This window comes from Pseudomonas sp. AM4(2022), from assembly GCF_036346515.1.
GTDB classification, from domain to species: domain Bacteria; phylum Pseudomonadota; class Gammaproteobacteria; order Pseudomonadales; family Pseudomonadaceae; genus Aquipseudomonas; species Aquipseudomonas paracarnis.
Genome location: NZ_JAOTNW010000009.1, coordinates 172,392 through 192,096, shown reverse-complemented (window position 1 = coordinate 192,096; position 19,705 = coordinate 172,392). Strand labels below are relative to the sequence as shown.

20 protein-coding genes, 1 tRNA gene and 1 pseudogene are annotated in these 19,705 nt (G+C 57.8%); 6 read left to right on the top strand and 16 right to left on the bottom strand.

What is annotated here, in order from left to right; translation table 11 throughout:
• On the top strand, positions 1 to 822 hold the full coding sequence (locus ODQ19_RS14810) for a hypothetical protein (RefSeq protein WP_330210468.1): 822 nt from the start codon (positions 1 to 3) through the stop codon (positions 820 to 822).
• Here the strand turns inward: ODQ19_RS14810 and ODQ19_RS14805 are convergent.
• On the bottom strand, positions 819 to 1,526 hold the full coding sequence (locus tag ODQ19_RS14805; protein WP_330210467.1) for a tellurite resistance TerB family protein: 708 nt from the start codon (positions 1,524 to 1,526) through the stop codon (positions 819 to 821). The two genes, ODQ19_RS14810 and ODQ19_RS14805, sit on opposite strands and share 4 nt — an antisense overlap.
• Before the next feature lie 124 nt (positions 1,527 to 1,650).
• Between ODQ19_RS14805 and ODQ19_RS14800 the strand changes: the two genes are divergently transcribed.
• Entirely contained in the window at positions 1,651 to 2,178 is a 528-nt protein-coding gene (locus ODQ19_RS14800) for a DinB family protein (RefSeq protein WP_330210466.1), read from the top strand.
• A 136-nt stretch (positions 2,179 to 2,314) separates the two neighbouring features.
• Here ODQ19_RS14800 and ODQ19_RS14795 read toward each other — a convergent pair whose 3' ends face one another.
• Complete coding sequence (locus ODQ19_RS14795) at positions 2,315 to 2,791, bottom strand: hypothetical protein (RefSeq protein WP_330210465.1); 477 nt, start codon at positions 2,789 to 2,791, stop codon at positions 2,315 to 2,317.
• Between the two features lie 223 nt (positions 2,792 to 3,014).
• Between ODQ19_RS14795 and ODQ19_RS14790 the strand changes: the two genes are divergently transcribed.
• Positions 3,015 to 3,101, top strand: a tRNA-Leu gene (locus tag ODQ19_RS14790).
• Between the two features lie 360 nt (positions 3,102 to 3,461).
• Here the strand turns inward: ODQ19_RS14790 and gpJ are convergent.
• The 6 genes and pseudogenes from gpJ to ODQ19_RS14760 form a co-directional block, all read right to left on the bottom strand.
• Positions 3,462 to 4,022: pseudogene (gene gpJ, locus ODQ19_RS14785) on the bottom strand (TipJ family phage tail tip protein); the annotation flags it as partial.
• 59 nt (positions 4,023 to 4,081) lie between these two features.
• A complete protein-coding gene (locus ODQ19_RS14780) occupies positions 4,082 to 4,669 on the bottom strand; it encodes a tail assembly protein (protein WP_330210464.1) in 588 nt (195 codons plus the stop codon).
• A 425-nt stretch (positions 4,670 to 5,094) separates the two neighbouring features.
• Positions 5,095 to 5,427, bottom strand: a complete 333-nt coding sequence (locus ODQ19_RS14775) for a hypothetical protein (protein WP_330210463.1) — start codon at positions 5,425 to 5,427, stop codon at positions 5,095 to 5,097.
• A 56-nt stretch (positions 5,428 to 5,483) separates the two neighbouring features.
• A complete protein-coding gene (locus ODQ19_RS14770) occupies positions 5,484 to 5,861 on the bottom strand; it encodes a hypothetical protein (protein WP_330210462.1) in 378 nt (125 codons plus the stop codon).
• Positions 5,862 to 5,955: 94 nt separating this feature from the next.
• On the bottom strand, positions 5,956 to 6,318 hold the full coding sequence (locus tag ODQ19_RS14765; RefSeq protein WP_330210461.1) for a hypothetical protein: 363 nt from the start codon (positions 6,316 to 6,318) through the stop codon (positions 5,956 to 5,958).
• A gap of 371 nt (positions 6,319 to 6,689) precedes the next feature.
• Entirely contained in the window at positions 6,690 to 7,292 is a 603-nt protein-coding gene (locus ODQ19_RS14760; RefSeq protein WP_330210460.1) for a DUF6338 family protein, read from the bottom strand.
• 160 nt (positions 7,293 to 7,452) lie between these two features.
• Here ODQ19_RS14760 and ODQ19_RS14755 point away from each other — a divergent pair, with 160 nt between their 5' ends.
• Together ODQ19_RS14755 and ODQ19_RS14750 are read left to right on the top strand one after the other, a co-directional pair.
• Entirely contained in the window at positions 7,453 to 7,725 is a 273-nt protein-coding gene (locus tag ODQ19_RS14755; RefSeq protein WP_330210459.1) for a hypothetical protein, read from the top strand.
• Between the two features lie 89 nt (positions 7,726 to 7,814).
• Positions 7,815 to 8,069 carry a hypothetical protein gene (locus ODQ19_RS14750; RefSeq protein ID WP_330210458.1) on the top strand — a complete coding sequence of 85 codons (255 nt, stop codon included), beginning with the start codon at positions 7,815 to 7,817 and terminating at the stop codon, positions 8,067 to 8,069.
• A gap of 302 nt (positions 8,070 to 8,371) precedes the next feature.
• Here ODQ19_RS14750 and ODQ19_RS14745 read toward each other — a convergent pair whose 3' ends face one another.
• Positions 8,372 to 9,043, bottom strand: a complete 672-nt coding sequence (locus ODQ19_RS14745) for a hypothetical protein (RefSeq protein ID WP_330210521.1) — start codon at positions 9,041 to 9,043, stop codon at positions 8,372 to 8,374.
• 216 nt (positions 9,044 to 9,259) lie between these two features.
• Between ODQ19_RS14745 and ODQ19_RS14740 the strand changes: the two genes are divergently transcribed.
• Positions 9,260 to 9,469: a hypothetical protein gene (locus ODQ19_RS14740; RefSeq protein ID WP_330210457.1), complete on the top strand. Its 210-nt coding sequence runs from the start codon at positions 9,260 to 9,262 to the stop codon at positions 9,467 to 9,469.
• 610 nt (positions 9,470 to 10,079) lie between these two features.
• Here ODQ19_RS14740 and ODQ19_RS14735 read toward each other — a convergent pair.
• From ODQ19_RS14735 to ODQ19_RS14705, 7 genes are all read right to left on the bottom strand, one after another.
• Complete coding sequence (locus ODQ19_RS14735; protein WP_330210456.1) at positions 10,080 to 12,326, bottom strand: TonB-dependent receptor; 2,247 nt, start codon at positions 12,324 to 12,326, stop codon at positions 10,080 to 10,082.
• Between the two features lie 157 nt (positions 12,327 to 12,483).
• Entirely contained in the window at positions 12,484 to 13,467 is a 984-nt protein-coding gene (locus ODQ19_RS14730; RefSeq protein WP_330210455.1) for a siderophore ABC transporter substrate-binding protein, read from the bottom strand.
• Positions 13,464 to 14,246, bottom strand: a complete 783-nt coding sequence (locus tag ODQ19_RS14725) for an iron ABC transporter ATP-binding protein (protein ID WP_330210454.1) — start codon at positions 14,244 to 14,246, stop codon at positions 13,464 to 13,466. The genes ODQ19_RS14730 and ODQ19_RS14725 overlap by 4 nt, the downstream gene beginning before the upstream one ends.
• A complete protein-coding gene (locus ODQ19_RS14720) occupies positions 14,243 to 15,193 on the bottom strand; it encodes an iron chelate uptake ABC transporter family permease subunit (RefSeq protein ID WP_330210453.1) in 951 nt (316 codons plus the stop codon). The genes ODQ19_RS14725 and ODQ19_RS14720 overlap by 4 nt, the downstream gene beginning before the upstream one ends.
• A complete protein-coding gene (locus ODQ19_RS14715) occupies positions 15,190 to 16,134 on the bottom strand; it encodes an ABC transporter permease (RefSeq protein WP_330210452.1) in 945 nt (314 codons plus the stop codon). The genes ODQ19_RS14720 and ODQ19_RS14715 overlap by 4 nt, the downstream gene beginning before the upstream one ends.
• On the bottom strand, positions 16,131 to 17,900 hold the full coding sequence (locus ODQ19_RS14710; protein ID WP_330210451.1) for an ABC transporter ATP-binding protein: 1,770 nt from the start codon (positions 17,898 to 17,900) through the stop codon (positions 16,131 to 16,133). The genes ODQ19_RS14715 and ODQ19_RS14710 overlap by 4 nt, the downstream gene beginning before the upstream one ends.
• Complete coding sequence (locus ODQ19_RS14705) at positions 17,894 to 19,687, bottom strand: ABC transporter ATP-binding protein (protein WP_330210450.1); 1,794 nt, start codon at positions 19,685 to 19,687, stop codon at positions 17,894 to 17,896. The genes ODQ19_RS14710 and ODQ19_RS14705 overlap by 7 nt, the downstream gene beginning before the upstream one ends.
• Positions 19,688 to 19,705: the final 18 nt, after the last annotated feature.

The window sequence follows — 19,705 nt, the reverse complement described above, 5'->3', positions numbered from 1 at the left end:
ATGCACAAAAAATACACGCCGGCACGCCAGGACGGGTTTGCCAAATACCGTGCGCGTCACTATCGCGGCGCTCGCCACACCCTGCTGTTACTGCCGCCGGCCAAGCGCCGTGCATTGCAGCGCAACTTGATCTTTATCGGCATGACCCTGGGCCTTGTCCTAGTGGTCGCGTTGATTTCAAAAGCCCAAGCCGCAGGTGGCGCTTATGTGGTTGACGACGGCGCGATCAACGCGCCAGGTGAATGCAATGTCGACGCCTGGTACAGCGCCCATCGGCACGCAGGCAGCACCCATAACAGCAGCTTGTCGCCCGCCTGCACGTTCAGCGCCATGCCTGCCGTGCAATGGGGCGCCGCGTTGTCACGGGCCGTGGATGCAGGTAAAGGCGAGATGCAGATCAGCCCGCAAGCCAAGGTGCAGGTGCTGTCACGGCAAGACCTGGGGCTTGAACTGGCGATTGCTGTCGGGGCGCATGTCGCGCTGGATCGCCATCACGGGTTTGACGGTGCAGACCTGAACATCCCGTTGACATGGCAACCCCTGGCGCCCCTGCGTTTGAACGTGAACGCGGGCTGGAGCCACGCTTACAACGAGGGTGATCAACAACATCGCCTGACGTGGGGCGCGGGGTTCGAATATCAGTTGGCAGCGGCGCTCACGCTGATTGGCGAGCGCTATGGCCAGGAAGGCGGCGAACAGGCCTGGCAGGCTGGGCCGCGTTTGCACATTGGCGAATTTGTCGACGTGGACCTGCTGGTCGGGCGCAGCCTGATTGGCGATCGCGCCCAGTGGCTGACCACTGGGGCGACGCTGAGGTTCTAGGCTTTGGCCTGCTGCTCCAGATGCAGCTGCAATTGCGGATCGATTTGCAACTGACCGGCCAGGTCGTCGAGGTAATTGCGCTCGGCGTCCTGCTGATCATTGACCAGCATTACGCTCGCCAGGTAAATCTCCACAGCGATTGCCGGGTCATTGGCATACTCGGCAAAATCGGCGGCATCCAGGGGCTTGGCGACTTCGGCGTCGAGCCATTGCTGCAACTGAGGGTCGTCGGTGTGACGGCCAATCTCGGCAGAAATCATTTGCTGCTCTTGCGCATCGATTTCGCCATCGGCCTTGGCCGCCGCGATCAACGCACGCAGTACGCCGTGGCTATGGGCTTCGGCTTCAGGCCCTTCAAGCTGGTCAACGGTCTGGATAGCTTGCTGCGGTGCCGAAGCCTGTTGGCGTTGCCAGGCTTGGTACGCTTGGAACGCCGCCATGCCCAGGGACGCCAGCGCCGCGTAGTTCATCCCACCGCCGCTACGTGTTTGGGTGGCCCCACCTGCCGGCGCGCCGCCCAACAAGCCACCCAGGCCACCCAGGCCACCTAATAAACCACCCAAACCGCCGCCCGCCGCAGACGCATTGCCGGTGCCGGCGCCCTTCAACAACCCTCCGAGCAACCCGCCCAGGCCGCCGCCCGAAGCGCCGCCGCCTTGCTGCCCTGCACGCAACAGTTGTTCCAGTAGATCGCTGGTATTCATGGTGTCGCCCTCCGGGGCGCAATAGTGGCGTTGATCAAACATAGTCCGCCCTCGATGGAACACCATGACCGTCCGGCGAGCAAGCTTTATGATGGTGCCATCACGCCGACAAGGGAGAACCGCGGTGAAACGCATCGAACAGATTGCACTGATGGCCACCTATAACCAATGGATGAACCGCAAGGTTTACGACGCCGCCAGCACTCTGACGCACGCGCAGTTGACCCTGGACCGCCAGGCGTTTTTTGGTTCGATCTTCGGCACCTTGAACCACCTGATGCTGGGTGACACCGTCTGGCTCAAGCGCTTTGCCGAACATCCGGCCAACTTTGCGGCCTTGGCGCCGCTGAACGGGGTTGCCACGCCCAGCGACCTCAAGCAACTGGCCTTCGCCAGCCTTGACGAACTATCGGCCCATCGCGCCTGGCTGGATCAACTGATCATCGATTGGGCCCACAGCCTGCACGAGTCCCACCTTGATCAACACCTGCGTTATCACAACATGCGCGGCGTGGCGGCCGAGAAACCCTTCTTCGGCCTGCTGGTGCACTTTTTCAACCACCAGACCCACCACCGCGGCCAGGTGACGACACTGCTGAGCCAGGCGGGTGTGGATGTGGGGATTACCGACTTGCTGGCACTGATTGACTGAAGGTCGACACGGTCAACGTGGGAGCTGGCTTGCCTGCGATGGCGGTGTAACAGGTTCTATACCGGTACTGACACATCGCTATCGCAGGCAAGCCAGCTCCCACAGTTGCCCTATATTGCTCACAGCATCAGTGCCGTCACTTCACCTTGCTGCTCAAGGTCTCCACACTGCGCTTCACATCATCCAGGCTGCGCTTGAGGCCGTCGATCTCGCTTTTCTGCCGCTCTATCGCGCTCTTCTGCTCATCCACCGTGCGCTTGAGACTGGATAGCTGACTGTCACTGCTACTGGCACTCGAACCGTCCTTGCGCTTGAACTCATCAAACGCACGCTCTTGGCCCTCCACTTTGCTTTTCAAGCTTTGCAGTTCGCTTTGACTCTGTTTCTGCCCAGCCTGCAGCGCCTCGACATCACCAACGGAAACACCCGACGGCTTCAACACATAGGCACCGCCCACATCCATCGAGCCGGCCGTCAACTTGTCTGAAGACGACGCACTGAACTCACCCCACTGCACCGCACTCCCCGCCTGCGCCGGGCTGAGCATGGCCATGCCCAACAAACCCGCCACACCTGCGGCGATGATCCAAGCCTGCTTACGGACCCTGAGCATCAAACGACTCCTTGCGAAATGCCGAAATGGCATATCGCTATGACTGTCATTTATGAGGCTTGTTCCTGTGACATCTGCATTCACCGGGACTTGGCGCGAAGGCCATGTAGACCACTGATCTGCCACGCTTTTTCATGCGCATCTTTGTACGGGAATACCGGCTTTGAGGTTGCGCTGAAGCGGCTGGATCTATATATTCCCAACCCTGTTACACCGCGCTACCGCCCGAATGGCGAAACTGGTAGACGCATGGGACTTAAAATCCCCCGCTCGTAAGGGCGTCCCGGTTCGATTCCGGGTTCGGGCACCATAGATATCAAGGGCTTGCCAGGGAAACCTGGCAGGCCTTTATCTTTTTTGCTCCGCAACTTTAGAAGTCGCTCCGCAATTCCCACCCCCGGCGTCCTGCCGAACGAACACCAAACCCAAAGCACCCTACAGTTCGTCGCCTCAAATCGCGCCATGTCAAAACCTTGATTACTGTATGCGCATACAGCATTTGAGATTCACGCTATGACCGTTGACATGGACACCGATGATTGGCTCGGCTGCCCCACTCCTCTGGAGATGTACCAGCACCAATGCTCAATCCTCGTTGATGAGCTGGTGGAGACCGAGCGCATGCTGCGTCGAGCGCGGACGAATATCGCCGGCCTGGTGCAGATGAATGACTTGCTGATGACGGGAAGTCGATACGGCGCGTGCGCTCGTACACGCTGGTGGACTTGCCATCGACAGCTTCGCTCAGCACCTGCTGGTAGGCGCCGCCATCCGTGGCCAGTTCAACCTTGTATTCTATCCGGTACCCATTGATGTTGCCCCCGGCGTCCACGGACTGGAGCGCAGGCCAGGCGAAACGCACACGCACGGCGGAAAGCTGGGTGTTATTGATTGCCCTAACCCAGGGTGTGCCGCTGCGCAGCTCGGTGCTAATGGTAGTCTCGTTCTCGACCGACGGTATCACCCGGATATAGGTCTGGTCCACGGCCCCGGTGCGCCACTCCCACTTCACGTTCGGGAAGTTCATGTTGCCCTGGGGGTCTTGCAGCGGAGTGTTGTCGAGGTAGATGTCCCTGGCCGTTGGCGTCCCTTCGAATTCACCCTCGCCCACGGCGATCAGCATTTTGGCGACGGCAACCGAGCGCAGACTGTCCGGGGCTTCTGTCGGCGTTTTTGGTTTCTCTTCGCCGCCCTTGGCGCCGTGGATGTCGATCTTGCTGTCGTCGCCCATCTTTTTCTCCAGGCAATAAAAAACCGCCTCGTGGGCGGCTGCGTTGCTGCGAATGTCGGTTACATCTGGCCTTCGGCATAGATCGCGGCGCTGATGATTGCCCCGCCCACCCGGCGCTCGCCGTAGCAAAGCGGTACCGGGTTACCCGATGCCGTGGTGTTCCTGGCGCTGCCGAATGCGTAGCCGGGGGTGTTCTCGGGCGCAGCGCTGGTCTTGAGGCCGCCGGCCTGCGGGCTGAGCATCTGGATAACATCACCAGCGACAAGGCCGATGCCTGCCGGCGCCAGATACGGCGCAGTGACCGGGAACACGTACGAAATAGCGAGCAGGACTACACCAACAATCGTCTGGAGAATCCCCGCTCGCTTGCTACCAGTAATCACTGGGGCAATACGGATGTCTCCCTCTCCGCCAAAAGAGAGCTCACCCTCTCCAATATTATTTTTCCCCCTAAACACCGCGAACTCGATCCCTCGGGACTTAGCATTCGACAAGAAGCGCTCGAAGCCAGGAACTTGCACGCAAAGTGCCTTAATTGCCTCTGCCGTGGTTCTCACCGATAGCCTGAAGGATCGACCAAACTGGCGTAATTGACCGAAAAGAAGGATGGTAGTGAGTGGCTGGTATTCGATTGCGAGCGCTGCCATGGTTTTCTCCGGGCAATAAAATGCCGCCCGTAGGCGGCTCGATGCGGTTGTTCGTTAAAGGCAGTCGCGAACTGCCTTTTCAATGGCTGATCGGCCGTAACCGGGTGCCCAAGACAACCGCTGATAAAGTGCAACGCTGCTGCCTTTCGGTGAGCGATTTACCTCAAGAAGCTCCTCAGCCGTCGAGTCGGTCGCCACGATGAGCCTGTAACCGCTTGCAGTTTCAGTCATCGTGGCGCCCGAGCGAGCATCCTGCCATTTTGGCAGGACGCAAAGTGCGTATTGCTTAGGCTCCTTACTCGAAGACGCGCTGATGGTGGCTTTTCCCGACTTTAGGTCGCCAGGTGTTGTACACCCCGCCAGCATCGCCATTGATATGCAAATTATGGCGACCCGAGTCAATCTTCTCGAGAAATTCAATGCTCTCATTTGTCTTTCGCCTTCAGGCATATAAAAAACCATTTATTTTCAAATTCGCTTACCGCCCTTTTTTGGTTTTCCTCCGTGCGGAAGGCCGAAGTGCTGTAGGCATCCTTGATGACTTCCGCCCCGAGCGCATCGACAGACGGGTCTCCAGCAGTGGCCTTCATCATTTTTGCCATCGATACTTCGTTCTGGCGATTCTTCATGACTGAACCGGCCATTTCTGAAACAGAAGTACAGTAACTCAGCGTTTCATCGGATGGTTTTGCGGCGAGCGCTATGCCTGAATACGCCGCAAGCGCCACTAGTGCCGTACCTACTACCAAAATCCGCATGTCGTTCCCTCTTTAGTTTTGTTGGACGGTAGCACTGAGGGCTTAGCCTTCGCGTCCTACTTAAAGTAGCCGGTTCGGCGCAGGCGCAGACTGTAGACCCAAACGGCAATCAGCAAAACAGCTTGTAAGATTTCCGGCAGCGCGAACCTGGCAACTTGCATGTACTGGGCCGGCCCACGGAAAACTTCTGGCAGCGTGAGCGGAATCAGCATCAGCCCGAAAAGCAATGAACCCAATAGGAACCACGAGGATTTTGCGCTGCGCCCCCAGAAGAGCAGGCTGCCCGCAACCAATAAGATGCAGGCCAGTCCTGGCGGGATCAGCATGATCATCGGAAAATCACCCATCCAGGCCATACCCCATCCTTCGCTGACGAGCCAGTAGGCGATTTTTACTGCGATAGCTAGGCAGTAGATGACCGCTAACGTGACCATAACCGGACGTGCGGGGTTTCGTACATGAGATGCGCTTGTGCCCATAAATTCCAGACCTGGCGATAGGCCGGACCATCCAACCCACCTCCGAAGTCTACCGAACGTTCAACGGATCATGAAACTGCCGATTTCCGTTTACCTCGTTATGGCAATCAACCGTCAAATCATCCAGATAAGGGCTCATCTCCAGACCCTCCATCATCCGGAGCATATCTGTAGCGGCATCACGAATAGACTGCCAATCTTGATGATCGAATATCGACCGGTCGCCACAACGGAAAGCTTCTTCAGATAGGCCATCACATAGTTGCCAGAGGTTTTGGAGACCGCGTTCTACTTCACTTGGCAAAGCATTGCTACAAACCGCCAAGGTCTCGTTCAACGGTAACATTGACATGGAACAGGCTTCGCATGCAGGGCAGTCCGGAATTGTTTCTCGCTGCTCATCTGCACTCATCGCCAAGAACTCCAGAGCCGGAAACGCTTCACAAGCGGCGAGTACCCGTCTGTACTCCCCCTGCCCATACCACTCCCAGAGTGTTGCTGCGAACCCCATCTTAACGCTCCGAAACTACCACCGCAGCTATCAAAATCCCTATGTCATTCCCTCTTTGGTTTGACGGGACTGTAGCACTGCGGAGTAGATACAAAAAGCCCAGCACGGGGCTGGGCTTTAGGTGGATCAGTCTTTTTTGGGCGCGGGTGCAGGCGGCGGTGCTTTGGGTGGTTGTGGCGGCAACACGCTTCTCGTTCGCTCAGGATTAACATTCATCCCGTCGTTAACGTGCTTGCGCTCCAAGATCATTGGGCGACCGCTTTTTTGGTCATTCATTTCACATTCCCCTGTGGTTCCAGAAATTCAACCCATTGCACATCACTGTTTGAAACCATCAGGAATGTCACTCCTTCCTGAGGCTGAGCTTCATCATCGACAAGCCAAGTCGGAAACTCCATTAAAAAGTGCCCCTCTTCGGGTTCAGCTGGCCACGCTAGTGGATAGCCCATGAGTCTTCGTCCATCTTTGAAATTCAACACAATTCCGCGATCTGGGAATCGAAGAAAAGCGTATCGCCACTCACCCACGGATGCCCGAGATGTGAGCCCGATTCGCCTAGCGAATTTATAGAGCAAATCATGTTGCGATAAGTAAGCTAGACAAAGACCAAAGACAACTGCCAATGCTAGTGACCAAGTGGTGGCAACATTCGTTGTCCATTGACCGAACGAATGCCATTGCCCCACCCATCTCAACATCTCCGATATGAGATCCACAACAAATGTAATGAGCGCAGTGCATATCAGCGCTTGAATAACTTGCTCGAACTGGCCTGGCTTCTTCGCGTCGGCTAACCAGTAAAAGACAATTGTAGCCAAAAAACCAGGCATCAACGCCTGCAAAACTGGCAACAGCTTCCCTGCAATTTCGCCCATGAGCGTATTCCGAGTACGTAGGTGTCTTCAGAATACCCTCTAACTGGCCAGGTATCCAGTATGGATAGAATTCCAGTAACCGGGCTGAAGCCTAGCGTAGTAGCTTTGTGCCTGCGCAAGACTGCACCAATGAAAAATAACACTTTAAAGGACGCAAGAAATGTTCGACGACGATGCTGAGGACACACGAGCAAGGGCTGAGGCCGGGAAAAAGAACGAGCGTTTTAGGGAGCTGTACCAGTCTATAAAAATGGAGATCGCCAACGATGCAGATTCCAATATTCTTGTAACTCGCTACCGTATTCGGGAATCAGATATCGAGTTCGTTGAGCCGCTCACCGAATGGCTGGAAAGAGAAGACAGAGCTGTAACGTTTGATGAGAACGCTAACCGTCTAATTATCGACTCCTCCGAAACCCCTGAAGCAGACTGATAAGGCGCGAATTTTGCCCCAGTCCTTCGCCTGCAAGCCCAAGGACTGGGTTGCGCCAATATCGGCGCGGATAAAGAAGGAGAATCACGATGCGACCAGGCCAAACGCAATTCCCATACGTTCTAATCTCGGAAAACCTAAATCTTGCTGGAGCTTGCGATGATTTCGCATTGGAAGGCGTTAAGATCGGTCTGGGAGTGAGCACCTTTCGCTCAGAGAACGATTTCACAACAATTTTCGATGCTCTGTGTAAAGTCGGTACCGATTTTTCCCTGATCCAGGCAGAGGATATCAACTACAGCGGCGACGGACGCTTCTCCAGGGTATTCGGGCACATCATGTAGATTTGATTCGCCCCCCAGTCCAAAGAGCTTTGCCATCAATGACTTCGATCTTGGATCCTTCGGCCATCCGATAAGGGCCGCTGAGTAAGTACTCAGCGCGCCCGTCTTGAACATCAATTTCGACTGGCTCGCGATTGGGCTTGCTCCCTAGTATTGAGCGCCAAGCGATTACCAGGCTGAACTGATCACTCTTTTGCATACCCACTCCTGCGGCCATGCCGCGTCATGTTGGTTGATTTGCGTCTTTGTGCCTGAGGATCAGGCGAGTCCGATCATGCCAGGTAAGCGAACGGTGAACACGCCTAGGACTTCAACGCGGCCCGCGCCATGGTCAGAAGCGGCACCTCATCGACATCCGGGGAGTTGTCGGTCGAACCGCAGTAGATCACCGGCAAGTACGGCAGTCCCTTGACGAGACGATTGTCGGTACCGGTTGTGCCCAGTGGCTTCTCATCCTCGACCAGCTCACCGCCTTCATTACGCACGGCGGTGTAGCAGACCTCGTTGAGCATGAAGAATTCACGGAACACCGTGTCGCAGTCATGGCTGTAGCGATCGCCGCCCTTCTTGCGAAACTCGCGGAACACCGAGAGGACCAGATCTTGTCGGCCGCCTTGATCAGCGGTATCCCAGTTGATCGCGTTGCGGGTGGCGTACGTCGAGAAATAGGGCTCGCCGCGGTCATCGATGTTCACCACCAGCGGCACCCGACCATGGGAAATGGCCTGGCGCACCATGCGGAAGAACAACTGCTTCAGGCCGAAGCCGTCTGCCGTTGCGTTGTCTTCCAGCCCCTTCAGTCCGCCGGGCAGCTCGATCTCCGGAATCAACCGGGAAACCAGGCCCATCATCGACCGCAGCGAGTCGCGCACCCAGTGCTCGTACTGGGCCCGGTTCGTGTAGTTCTCGTAAAGGTACTTGTTGCCGGCGCCGTCGAACTTTTCAGCCTCCACCATGCCGCTAGGTTTGGGCATGCATCCCGCTTGGCGCGCTTATTGATTGCTCCGTGAGGGATGCCTTGGGTTGATGCGATCTCGCGAATAGAAAGCAGACCGGCCCGGTAGGCACGCTCGATTGGCTCCCAGTCGGGTTGCTTGGTTGTCATAAATTGTCTCAGGCCCTTGATTGGTCGAGCACGTGACTCCATTAGTAATGGCGTAGTACCCAATCAACCGTGTTAAGGAAAGAAGATGTCTATCGAAGCGATCTCGAAAGTTGGCGAAAACTCTTACCGCAAATTGATTCCCGCGGCGCAGCGTGGTGTCGCCGTTGGTGCAGCCTTGGAGCTGATTCAAAGTCGTATCGCCACCGACTCCACGGGAACCAGCCTTGAGACTGAGCTGAGCAAACTGTCGCAGTACGCTGACAAGATCCAAGCTGCGCTTGCCACGGCAGAGTGATGCACCCGTGCCGCACTCACCTGCGGCACACCTACCCGATGCAAGACGGAGAAAAAAATGGAATTTGACCGAAATGAGGCCCTAGCCATTATCACCGAACTACAACGATGGCATGACGAAGCACGGAGCCTCGTCGATGACGCTTCCGATAAATCACGCCTCTCGTCGAACAGCATCGACCCTCTAAAGGTTCGGCTCACCAAGCTGAAGGATGAGATCAAAGACGCGGCCAAGCACGAAACGCTATCGCGCAGAAAAGTACCAAAAACGGACTTGGAGCAGTTCTTCTTTGGCCCAGCCGTCAGAAGCACGTCCGCAAACTTTCGAATGAGGACCGATACGAGTCCGCATAGCGAAAAGTGGAACCAGGGACTTCACGAGGTAGAGCACGAGCTTTCGTATGCGCTTCACAATATTCAGGGGTCCCTCAAGACAAACGTTTAGCTTAAGAACTGCGCCACGATTTGACGCATTCGAAAACGTGGCGCGGATTCCGTATGTTGGGAGACTTTCGTGTTTACGAACTCTGCCAGCGAGGAAGCGCTCAGCCTGTATGAACGCTGGCTTGGCATTCCTCGCCAGGGTCCAGTGCTTTTGGACTTGCAAACCCTCAGAAATCTACCGTACCCGAGAGCAATACCGTGCGCGGCGCGCCCAAGCCGCCGGAAAGGCCGCTGCCATCGCCGCCGTTCCACGAACCGAGCCAGTACGCCTTATTGGTGACGTTCTGCACGGTGGCGCGCAAGGTCACAGGCTTGGTCTCGACCTTGAAGGCATAGCGGGCCCCCACATCGTAGGTGGTGTACGAGTCCAGCGACACCCGATGATCGTTCGTCGCGTATTGTTTGCCCGTATGGTTGATGTTGCCGGTCAGGGTCAGCCCAGGGACGTCGAGGAGGTCATACTCCGTGCCAAGCTTGGCAATCACCTTGGGTACGCCGGTCACTTGCTTGTCTTTAACACCACCTGTGACCACCTTGGTCATTTCTGCCTGGGTATAGGTCGCACCGCCCATCAGGCGCAATCTTGGTTGCAGCTCGCCAAAGAACGACCATTCCACGCCACGGTTTTGTTGCTCGCCGTAGACGCCGAAGACATTGGTGAGCGGATCGGTAAAGGCACTGGGCTTCTCAATCTGGAACAGGCTGACGGTATGGGCGAAAGAGCCCAGGTCTACCTTGGCACCCAGTTCGTATTGCTTGGTCTGGTATGGCTGCATGACCGCGCCTGCGTTCTCTGCCGAGTCAGGGGCCGACGCGCCTTGACTGAGGCCCTCGATGTAGTTGGCATAGAGCGACACGTCATCCGTCACCTTGACCAGAAGTGCGGTGGCCGGCGAGACACGGCTTTCGTCATAGCTGGTTTTGGAAGCCCTGGGGCCGAAGGCGTCGGTGGTGTTTTGCACGCGCTGACGACGGGCGCCTACGGTCCATTGCACACGGCCTTCGGCGAAGGACAGCGTATCGGCAATCGCATAGCTGCCCAGGTTGGCCCTGGTTTGCGAGGTGGTTGCACCATAGCCCGGGAAGGTCGGCGCGTTGCCAAAGTCGAGGTTGTCGTAATTTGTGGTGCCGGGGATGGCGGCTCTCGCGTCCTTGAAACTGTTGTCGGAGGTGAAACGGGTCGCGGCGATGGTCCAGGCATGATCCACGGGGCCCGTCTGGAATTTGCCCTTCAACCCGACCTCACCCGATTGCTGGGTGCCACTGCGAATCGAACGAATGGCCGAAGAGCTGATGCCACCCACATTGTTCACCAGGGTGCTTGAGTTGATCATCGCGTTGTAACCACCATCGCGCTGCCCCCACGCCGCGTAGGCAGTAAGCGAATCCGTCAGGTCGTATTCGCCCCGCACCATCGTGGTAGTGGTGTTGTTGATGGTGTAGGCCCACTTGGGTGCCAACGCATAATCGCCCTTCTTGGGGCTTGGCAAGTGGGTGACGTTGGGGGCAATTGTGTTGATCCCGAAGTAGTTGAGACCGTCAATGCGTTCACGCTGTTTGTAGAAATCGAGCGATATCCGAGCCCGCTCGCCACGCCAATCCAGCCCGAGGGAAGACAGTGCCATTTTGTGTTGCTGATTATCCACGGGGGTATCGCCGTCACGATAAACGCCGTTAAAGCGCACACCAAACTGCTTCTGATCACCAAAACGTTGCCCCAGGTCCGCGTGCACACCCCCAAGGCCCCGGGACTCATAAGTGGTGGTCAAGCGTGCCAACGGTTCGTCGCCGGCGCGCTTGGGTACCAGATTGATGCTGCCACCTACACTGCCGCTTGGCGGCATGCCGTTGAGCAGCGCCGAAGGGCCCTTGAGCACTTCGATGCGCTCCGCCAATTCGGTAGAGCCGCGCATATTCGGCGCCATGCCGACCAGGCCGTTAAAGGTGATGTCATCGGCGTTGCTGTAGAAGCCGCGGATGAAAAAGGTTTCAAAGTTGCTGCGTTTGGTGGGCACGTACACCGAGGGGTCGGTCGCACCGATCACCGAGCCGATATCCTGCGCCTGACGGTTCTGTATGTATTCATCCGTATAGCTGATGGTATTGAAAGGCGTCTCCATGAAATCCTTGTTGCCCAACAGCCCAACGCGGCTGCCGGAGGCAACCTGCCCGCCAGCATAAGCCGGCGGCAGACCTGTAGCGGGGTCCATGACGCCCTCCACCACCGTTTCCGACAATTCCAGGCTGGTGCTGCTTGTGTCTGTCTGCGGGGCAGCGCTCGCGGCGGTGGGCGCCGCCGTCAGCCCCAGTACCAGCGCCATCTGCACAGCCGTGAACATATGACTCAAAGTAAAACGTTGCGCAACCTGCGGTGAATCAGGGGTAGCGCGATGTTGGCGACAGCGTTCCGACATGCTGAATTCCTTTTGATTCGGAGAATGTGTATGTGCTCACTAGGCTTTCCGAACCAGAAGGCAAAACCCTCAATAACAATCATTAGCATTTGTGTTTTTTGAAAATAAAGGCGAGTGCCTGCACGGCACCCGCCCTTGCGACCCCAAGCGCAGCGGGTCAACCCTTGTAGCCTTGAACCACCTCGTCGGCCATGCGACCCAGGCACGTTGCACTGACGGTACACAGGTACCAGGTCTGGGCGTCGACAAAGATCACACGTCCGTTGGTCCAAGCCTTGGTCTTGCGCAGCAGCGGGTTATCCAGGCTCTTCATGTCCAGCGCCGGCCGCCGTTCCATCACTGCGGTACGGTCGATCACGTAGAGAATGTCGGGATCGGCCTGCTGGATGAATTCATTGGAGATGGGCTGGCCATGTAAGCCAGCCTCGATGTCGGTGCTGGCGGGTTTCACGCCCAGGGTGTCGAAGATGAAACCGTAGCGCGACTTCACGCCATAGGAGGTGAATGCGCCGTTGTTATGCAAAACGATCAGCGCTTTCTCCGGGCGCCCATCGGTGACGCGCCGAGTCTGTTCAACCTTGGCGTCCATTTGCGCAACCTTCTGACGAGCCAACGCTTCTTTGCCTAGAATACGCCCCAGGGTCATGAGGTGATCCTTGGCGGTGGCGAAGAGATTGCCGTGTTGGTTGGTCAGGTCCACATCGTCATAGAGCGTCGGTGCGATCTGGCTCAGTTCTGCGTAACTTTGCGCCTGCAGTGGCGAGATCAGGATCAGGTCGGGCTTGAGGGCATGCAACCGTTCAAGGTTGGGTTGGATGGTGGACCCCACGTCCATGATGTTCGGATTGTCACGGTACTGGGTAAGGAAACTCGCGACATAGTCCTTGGCGATACCTACCACTGGCGCGTCCAGCTGGTCGAGTGTATCGAGTTCACTCATATCGAACGCCACCACACGTTGGGGGAGCTGGGTGATCATCGTGCTACCCAGTGGATGCTCGATCTTGATCGGCTCGTAGTGCGTATGCGCAGCGACTGGCGCGGACGCCTGTGCCGAGGGTTTGTCACACCCCTGCAGGCCTGCCGCCACAGCGACTGCCAGCAGTGCCCCACAGATTGTTTTTGCCTTACCAATACTCATATCTGCTCCCTTGATAGTGATGGGTTGAAGTAATTGCAGACGAACCCCTGCTCGCTCTGCAGAATCTCGAAGTCCAAATCAAAGAGATCGCGCAGGTGCGCCTCGGTGACAACCTCCGCCACCGGGCCGCGCAAGTGCACCGCGCCGTTTTTCATGGCCACGATATGATCGGAGTAGTTGGCCGCGAAGTTGATGTCATGCACCACCAGAATCACGGTGCGACCTTGTTCGTCACATAAGCGGCGCAGCGCACGCATGATTTGTACGGCATGCTTCATGTCGAGGTTATTGAGCGGCTCGTCCAACAGCAGGTAATCGGTTTGCTGGGCAATGGTCATTGCCAGGAACGCCATTTGCCGCTGCCCGCCGCTCAGTTCGTCGATGTAAGAAAGGCGTAATGGTTGCAACGACAGAAACTCGATAGCTTCGTCAATGGCGTGGCGATCCTGGACGGTGAGCGCCCCTCGGCTATAAGGGAAACGCCCGAAAGCCACCAAGTCTTCAACGGTCAGCCGCAGGTTGAAATCGGGTGTCTGGCGTAAGGTGGCGACGCGCTTGGCATATTCGCGGATGGGCACATCCGTAATGCTACGCCCGCCAATCAGCAGTTCGCCGTGGGTCGGCGCCAGCAGACGTGCGATCAACATCAGCAAGGTAGTCTTGCCTGCCCCGTTGGGCCCAATCAGCGAAGTCACCTGCCCTGGCGGGAACTGAACGCTGACGTCGCTCAGGACGTGCTTGGTGCCGTAGGTCTTATAGACGTGACGAAGGGAAATCATGAAGCGCCTCGGGTTCGAATCATCAGCGCGAGGAAATACCCGCCGCACACCAGGTTGATGAGAATGCTGACGGAGGTGTTGTAGTTGAACATCTGCTCGACCATGTACTGGGCGACGATGAAAATGCCAATGGCAATGGCGCAACTCATGGGCAATGTAATCCGGTGCCGGGCGGTGCGGGCAAGCGCATAGGTGATGTTTGCCACAAACACGCCCATGAAGGCCGTCGGCCCGACGAGACTGGTTGAGACAGCCACCAGAATCGCGATCAGCGCAAGTTGCAGGCGCACGCTGCGTTGAAAATCGACACCCAGGGAAATCGCCTGGTCACGCCCCAGCGACAACACATCGAGCACCGGCAGGCTTCTTTGCGCGATAAAGCACGCCGCCGCCACCAGCAGCCCCGAATAGATCACTTGTGTGGGTTGCGCCTTATTAAAGGAGGCGTAGTTGAAACCCTGGAAGATCGAGAACTCGCCGGGGCTGATCTTCAGTTGGATAAACTGGGTAAAGGTGCCCATCACCATGCTCAGTACCAGCCCAAGCAGGAGCAGCAGGTACACGTTGTTGCGTCCGTCATGGAACAGCCAACGGTGAATGAGCCCTGAATAAGCGAGCATCAATAGGATCGACAACAATACGTTACCGTTACGCCCCAACAGCACCAGGCTCTGGGTACCCAGCACCAGGATCAGCAAGGCCTGGAACAACAGGTAGATTGCCTCATACCCCATGATCGCCGGCGTCAGTATTCGGTTGCCGGCAAGGGTCTGGAAAATCACCGAAGAATAAGCAACGCACACTCCGGCAATAACCATCGCGGCCAAACGGGTCATTCGCTTGGGAATGACGTACTCGAAGTCAAAGCCTGAGCCCAACAACAGGAACCCTATCGCCAGGACCAGCACCAGTGCCCATAGACCATAGCGGGTAGCCACACGCCTCATGCGTATTTCCTGATCAGCAACACCAGGAACAACACACCGCCTACGCTTCCCGCGGTGAGACCGATGGGCACTTCGAAGGGATAGATCAACAAGCGGCCGAGAATGTCGCACGCCAACAACAGCGACGCGCCGCACAACGCGACGATGGGCAATGTTCGCTCCAGGTTCTCGCCGTAGTGCAACGCCACCAGGTTGGGAATAACCAGCCCGACAAAGGGAATGGCCCCTACGGTAATGACCGTGGCGGAAACGGTGACCGCCACCAGCATCAGCCCCAACGCCGCATTTGCCGTGTAGTTCAGGCCCAAGCTGCCGGCCATGCCCTCGCCCATGCCGAGTACAGTAAAGCGGTGCGCGAACAGATAAGTGAGCACGACTATCGGCAAGATCAGGTAGATGATCTCGTAATTGCCCTGGACGATCTTCGAGAAGTCTCCGAGCATCCAGCCCTGCATGCTCTGCAAGATATTGTGACGATAGGCGTAGAACTCGGCGATGGCGCTCAATACGCTGCCGTACATCAGGCCGATGACCGGAACCATCACGGTGTTCTTGAACTTGATGCGACGGATGATCGCGACATAAAGCAGGCTCGCCGCAAAGCAAAACGCCAAGGCAAACAGCATGCGGCCGGCCGCACCGACGGCGGGGGCCACCGTCAATGAAATCAGAATGCCCAGCTTTGCTGCATCCAGCCCGCCGGAAGTTGCCGGTTCGACGAAGCGGTTGCGCACGATCTGCTGCAGAATCACGCCGCACACGGCCAGCCCCACCCCCGTGAGAATCAGGGCGGCCAGGCGCGGAAGGCGGCTGGCAGTCAGTGTCAGCCAAGCGTCATCGGATAACGTGAACAGCGCCGTCCAGGAAACCTCTTTGACCCCCACCATCAACGAAAGGCAACAGAGCACGGCAAACAGGCAGAGTAAGATTGCACGGCTCAAGAACCGCCCTCACCGTCTGATTCTCCAGCAATCCGCCAGCCTTTCGCGGCTTGGCGTTGGGCGAGAAAGTGCGCGTAGAGCCCTGGCTTGGCATTCAACTGCGCATGGGAGCCCTGCTCGCTGATCTGGCCGTGATCGAGCACTAGAATCTGGTCGGCCATGACCACTGTCGACAGCTGGTGCGCGATGACGATCAGCGTGCGCGTGCCGCGTAAACGCGCCAACGCTTGCGCGATCGCCGCTTGGTTCTCAGCGTCGAGAGCGGCGGTGGCCTCATCGACCAACAAAATCGGCGCCTCCTTGATCAGCGCACGGGCGATGGAGATTCGCTGTCGCTCGCCCCCGGACAGGCGTGCACCGCCCTCGCCTACTGGCGTGTCCAGGCCTTGGGGCAAGCGTTCGATGATCTCCAGGACGCCAGCCTGTGTTGCTGCTTGCATCACCTGGGCATGACTGGCATCGGGTTTACCGATGCGAATGTTGTCGGCGATGCTGCCCTGAAACAGGTAAGCATCCTGAAAGATCTGGCTGATCTGACCGGCCAGCTGTCCACTGGACATCTGCCGAACATCTACACCGCCCACCATCACGCGGCCTTGCGTCACATCGAAAAAGCGCGCAATCAGCCGCACCAGGGTGGTCTTGCCCGAGCCAGAAGCACCGACCAGCGCCGTCATGCTGCCGGGCTCGATACGCAGGCTGACATCACGCAACACATCGGCCTGATCCTCGGCATAGCAAAAGCTCACGTTTTCCAATACGACCGATCCATCGACCGGCGCTTGCGGGGCCTGCGGCTCCGGCAAAGGGTCGACCTCGAAGATTTCGCGCACTGCATCAAGCTGACCGCGCGCGCCACGTAGCACTTCGCTATAACCTGCGACCTCCAGAAGCGGGTCGATAAAGCGGCTGACCAACAGCAACGACACGATCACGGCGATGACCGAAGACGGTGCCAGGCTTGCGCTCAACTGATCACCCAGCCATAGCGTGGCAGCCACCAGCAAGACGGCGAAGCCGGCCTGTACCGCCCAGGCATTGAACACAACCGACATCGCCGAGACGTGGATCAGCCGCTTTGCAGACTGCTGCTGGCGCCCGATGGCCTGCTCGAGAAATTGGGTGCCGCCGTCCTCGCCATTAAAGGCGCGCAGCACCGATTGTGCCTGGGCAAATTCGACCATGCGCTGGCTGGTCTGCGCGGCGCTGTGCTGAAAGCGTTGGTCGGCGCGCTGCCCCAGATGAGCGGTCAGCGCAAAGATACCCAACAAGAGGGGTAAAGCCAGTAGCGCGATCAACCCCATTTGCCAATGTAAGTTGAACAACGCGGCAAGGATCACAACCGGTGTGACCACCCCTGTGATCAACGGCGTGAAAACGTGGGCCGGAAGCTGAGCCAATTCCATCATGCCCTGGGAGGCCAAATGGCTCAGTCGTGCGGTATTTTGTGCGCTGAACCAACCGACCGGCAAACGCGCCACATGGTCGCCCAGCCGATGACGACCACGCTGGAGAACAGCGATACCGACGCGGATACCCGCCTTCTCCACCGTCCGTCGCAAGGCCCAGCAAACCAGCACCCCGATCACGAGCGCAGTCAGCCATTGTCCTGCTGAGCGCACATCACCGCTCAGCAGACGAGTGAGCACCGGTACCAGAGTGACAATCGTCAGCCCGCAAAGCAGGCCGTAGACGAGCGTCATCCAAAGGTAGCGGCGCAATACGCGGGCATCTTCGCCCAGCAGTTGACTAAAGGTTTTCAGCATGACGATAGCGCCTGTTCCTTGGCCTGTTCGTAGCCGCCCAGCGCCCACAGTCGGGCGTAGCGGCCGTTGCGGGCGAGCAGTTCGTGGTGGCGTCCCTGCTCGCAAATCGTGCCGTTGTCGATCAGGATGATTTGGTCAGCATGCATCACCGTATCGAGGCGGTGCGCGATGACCATCAAGGTTCGGCCCCGGGCGAAGCGCGACAGTGCTTGTTGAAGCTTCACCTCGTTCTCGGCATCGGCCGCCGCCGTGGCTTCGTCGAGCACCAGCAATGGCGGGTCCAACAATATGGCGCGGGCAATACTCACGCGCTGCAACTCGCCGCCGGAAAGCTGAACATCCTCACCGATCACCGAGTCGTAACCTCGTGGCAAGGCGCAGATGCGCTCATGGATATTGGCGGTGCGGGCTGCGTCTTCGATTTCCTGCTGACTGGCCGAGGGGCGGCCCAGGGCGATGTTGTCGCGCAGGCTGGCATGGATAAGGCGTACTTCCTGCAGCACAAAACCGATGCGCCGGTACAACTGCGCGCTCTCGATGTGCCTGAGGTCGACGCCGCCCAAGGTGATGCGCCCTTCACTCGGGTCGAAGAAGCGCAACAACAGGCGGGCCAGGGTCGACTTGCCGGAGCCCGAAGCACCGACAATCGCGGTCACCGTGCCCGGCTTGAGGGTGAAGTTGACGTCCTTGAGCACCGGGGTCTGGCCGTCGTAGCTGTAGCCGAGCTGCTCGACACGTATTTCGGCATTTTCCGGCAACGCTGGCGCGGCGGCTGCCAAGGTTTCCAGCACGGGCGTTTGCAACAGCGTATGAACGCGCTGCGCTGCGCCCGTAGCATTGTTCAAGTCATGAGTAACGTAGCTCAGCAGCAACAGCGGCGCACAGATTCCCGGCGCCACCAAGGCAAAGGGCAACACGTCTACCGGTGTGATCCAACCCAGACTCACCCAAAGGGTTCCAAACGTCAGCACTACGCCGAGCACCGCCACCGGGGCAATCATCGCGTGAGCGTTGGCCATCGCGCTGACCAGCGGGCGGGTGAAGTCGGTAAAGGCCTCAGCGAAGCCATCAACCGCCTTGCGGTAGCTGCCATGGGCCTTGCCCTCAACCCCGAAAGCCTTGACCACAGGAATGCCATTGACGAACTCAACCACTGCATTATTGATGCGTGCCATGCCGGCGCCAAATGACTGCATGTTCGCCCCACTGGCCTTGGTGGCCCTGGAGAAAAACAGGAAGAACAGCGGGAACGGCAACAGCGAAACAATCGCCATGCGCCAGTCCATGACGAATAGGTAGAGAACCGAAATAAGAATTGCGCCGATGGTACGGCCCAAGGTGGTAAAGAAGTGCGCGGTCAGGCTGTGCAGCGTGCCAATGTCGTCTTGCATCGCTTGCTTGACCTCGCCGGAAGCCCGACTGGTAAACCATCCCAATGGCACCTTGGCCAGACGGCGGGTAATCGCCCGGCGCAAATGGCCGGTGATGCGGTTGTCGGCCAGGTGCGCGGCCATTTCGCCCAGCGAAATCAAGGTCATCCCGAGAAACAGGCAGGCCAGACTGATGATGACAACCCGCCAGACTTGATCCTGGATCTGGCTCCAGGCTGTAGCCACCTCATCTTGGGCCATTGCAAGCTGTGCGATATGGGCCATACCGGCCAGGGGCACCAGCGTCAGCATGGTACCGATGGCGGCCAATACCGCCGCGACTATCAGTTGCCCACGTATGGGTCTGAGTATCTGAGATACCGTGCCGGCAACGCCGGGTTCATCTGTAGCACTCATGAGTTCTCCTGAATAACC

Excerpts from the sequence above, each read along its gene's own strand:
- ODQ19_RS14735 (WP_330210456.1), bottom strand. The coding sequence starts at position 12,326 with ATGTCGGAACGCTGTCGCCAACATCGCGCTACCCCTGATTCACCGCAG.
- ODQ19_RS14810 (WP_330210468.1), top strand. The coding sequence starts at position 1 with ATGCACAAAAAATACACGCCGGCACGCCAGGACGGGTTTGCCAAATAC.
- ODQ19_RS14755 (WP_330210459.1), top strand. The coding sequence starts at position 7,453 with ATGTTCGACGACGATGCTGAGGACACACGAGCAAGGGCTGAGGCCGGG.
- ODQ19_RS14750 (WP_330210458.1), top strand. The coding sequence starts at position 7,815 with ATGCGACCAGGCCAAACGCAATTCCCATACGTTCTAATCTCGGAAAAC.
- ODQ19_RS14745 (WP_330210521.1), bottom strand. The coding sequence starts at position 9,043 with ATGCCCAAACCTAGCGGCATGGTGGAGGCTGAAAAGTTCGACGGCGCC.
- ODQ19_RS14705 (WP_330210450.1), bottom strand. The coding sequence starts at position 19,687 with ATGAGTGCTACAGATGAACCCGGCGTTGCCGGCACGGTATCTCAGATA.
- ODQ19_RS14760 (WP_330210460.1), bottom strand. The coding sequence starts at position 7,292 with ATGGGCGAAATTGCAGGGAAGCTGTTGCCAGTTTTGCAGGCGTTGATG.
- ODQ19_RS14765 (WP_330210461.1), bottom strand. The coding sequence starts at position 6,318 with ATGAGTGCAGATGAGCAGCGAGAAACAATTCCGGACTGCCCTGCATGC.
- ODQ19_RS14770 (WP_330210462.1), bottom strand. The coding sequence starts at position 5,861 with ATGGTCACGTTAGCGGTCATCTACTGCCTAGCTATCGCAGTAAAAATC.
- ODQ19_RS14795 (WP_330210465.1), bottom strand. The coding sequence starts at position 2,791 with ATGCTCAGGGTCCGTAAGCAGGCTTGGATCATCGCCGCAGGTGTGGCG.
- ODQ19_RS14730 (WP_330210455.1), bottom strand. The coding sequence starts at position 13,467 with ATGAGTATTGGTAAGGCAAAAACAATCTGTGGGGCACTGCTGGCAGTC.
- ODQ19_RS14710 (WP_330210451.1), bottom strand. The coding sequence starts at position 17,900 with ATGCTGAAAACCTTTAGTCAACTGCTGGGCGAAGATGCCCGCGTATTG.
- ODQ19_RS14805 (WP_330210467.1), bottom strand. The coding sequence starts at position 1,526 with ATGAATACCAGCGATCTACTGGAACAACTGTTGCGTGCAGGGCAGCAA.
- ODQ19_RS14720 (WP_330210453.1), bottom strand. The coding sequence starts at position 15,193 with ATGAGGCGTGTGGCTACCCGCTATGGTCTATGGGCACTGGTGCTGGTC.
- ODQ19_RS14740 (WP_330210457.1), top strand. The coding sequence starts at position 9,260 with ATGTCTATCGAAGCGATCTCGAAAGTTGGCGAAAACTCTTACCGCAAA.
- ODQ19_RS14780 (WP_330210464.1), bottom strand. The coding sequence starts at position 4,669 with ATGGCAGCGCTCGCAATCGAATACCAGCCACTCACTACCATCCTTCTT.
- ODQ19_RS14775 (WP_330210463.1), bottom strand. The coding sequence starts at position 5,427 with ATGCGGATTTTGGTAGTAGGTACGGCACTAGTGGCGCTTGCGGCGTAT.
- ODQ19_RS14725 (WP_330210454.1), bottom strand. The coding sequence starts at position 14,246 with ATGATTTCCCTTCGTCACGTCTATAAGACCTACGGCACCAAGCACGTC.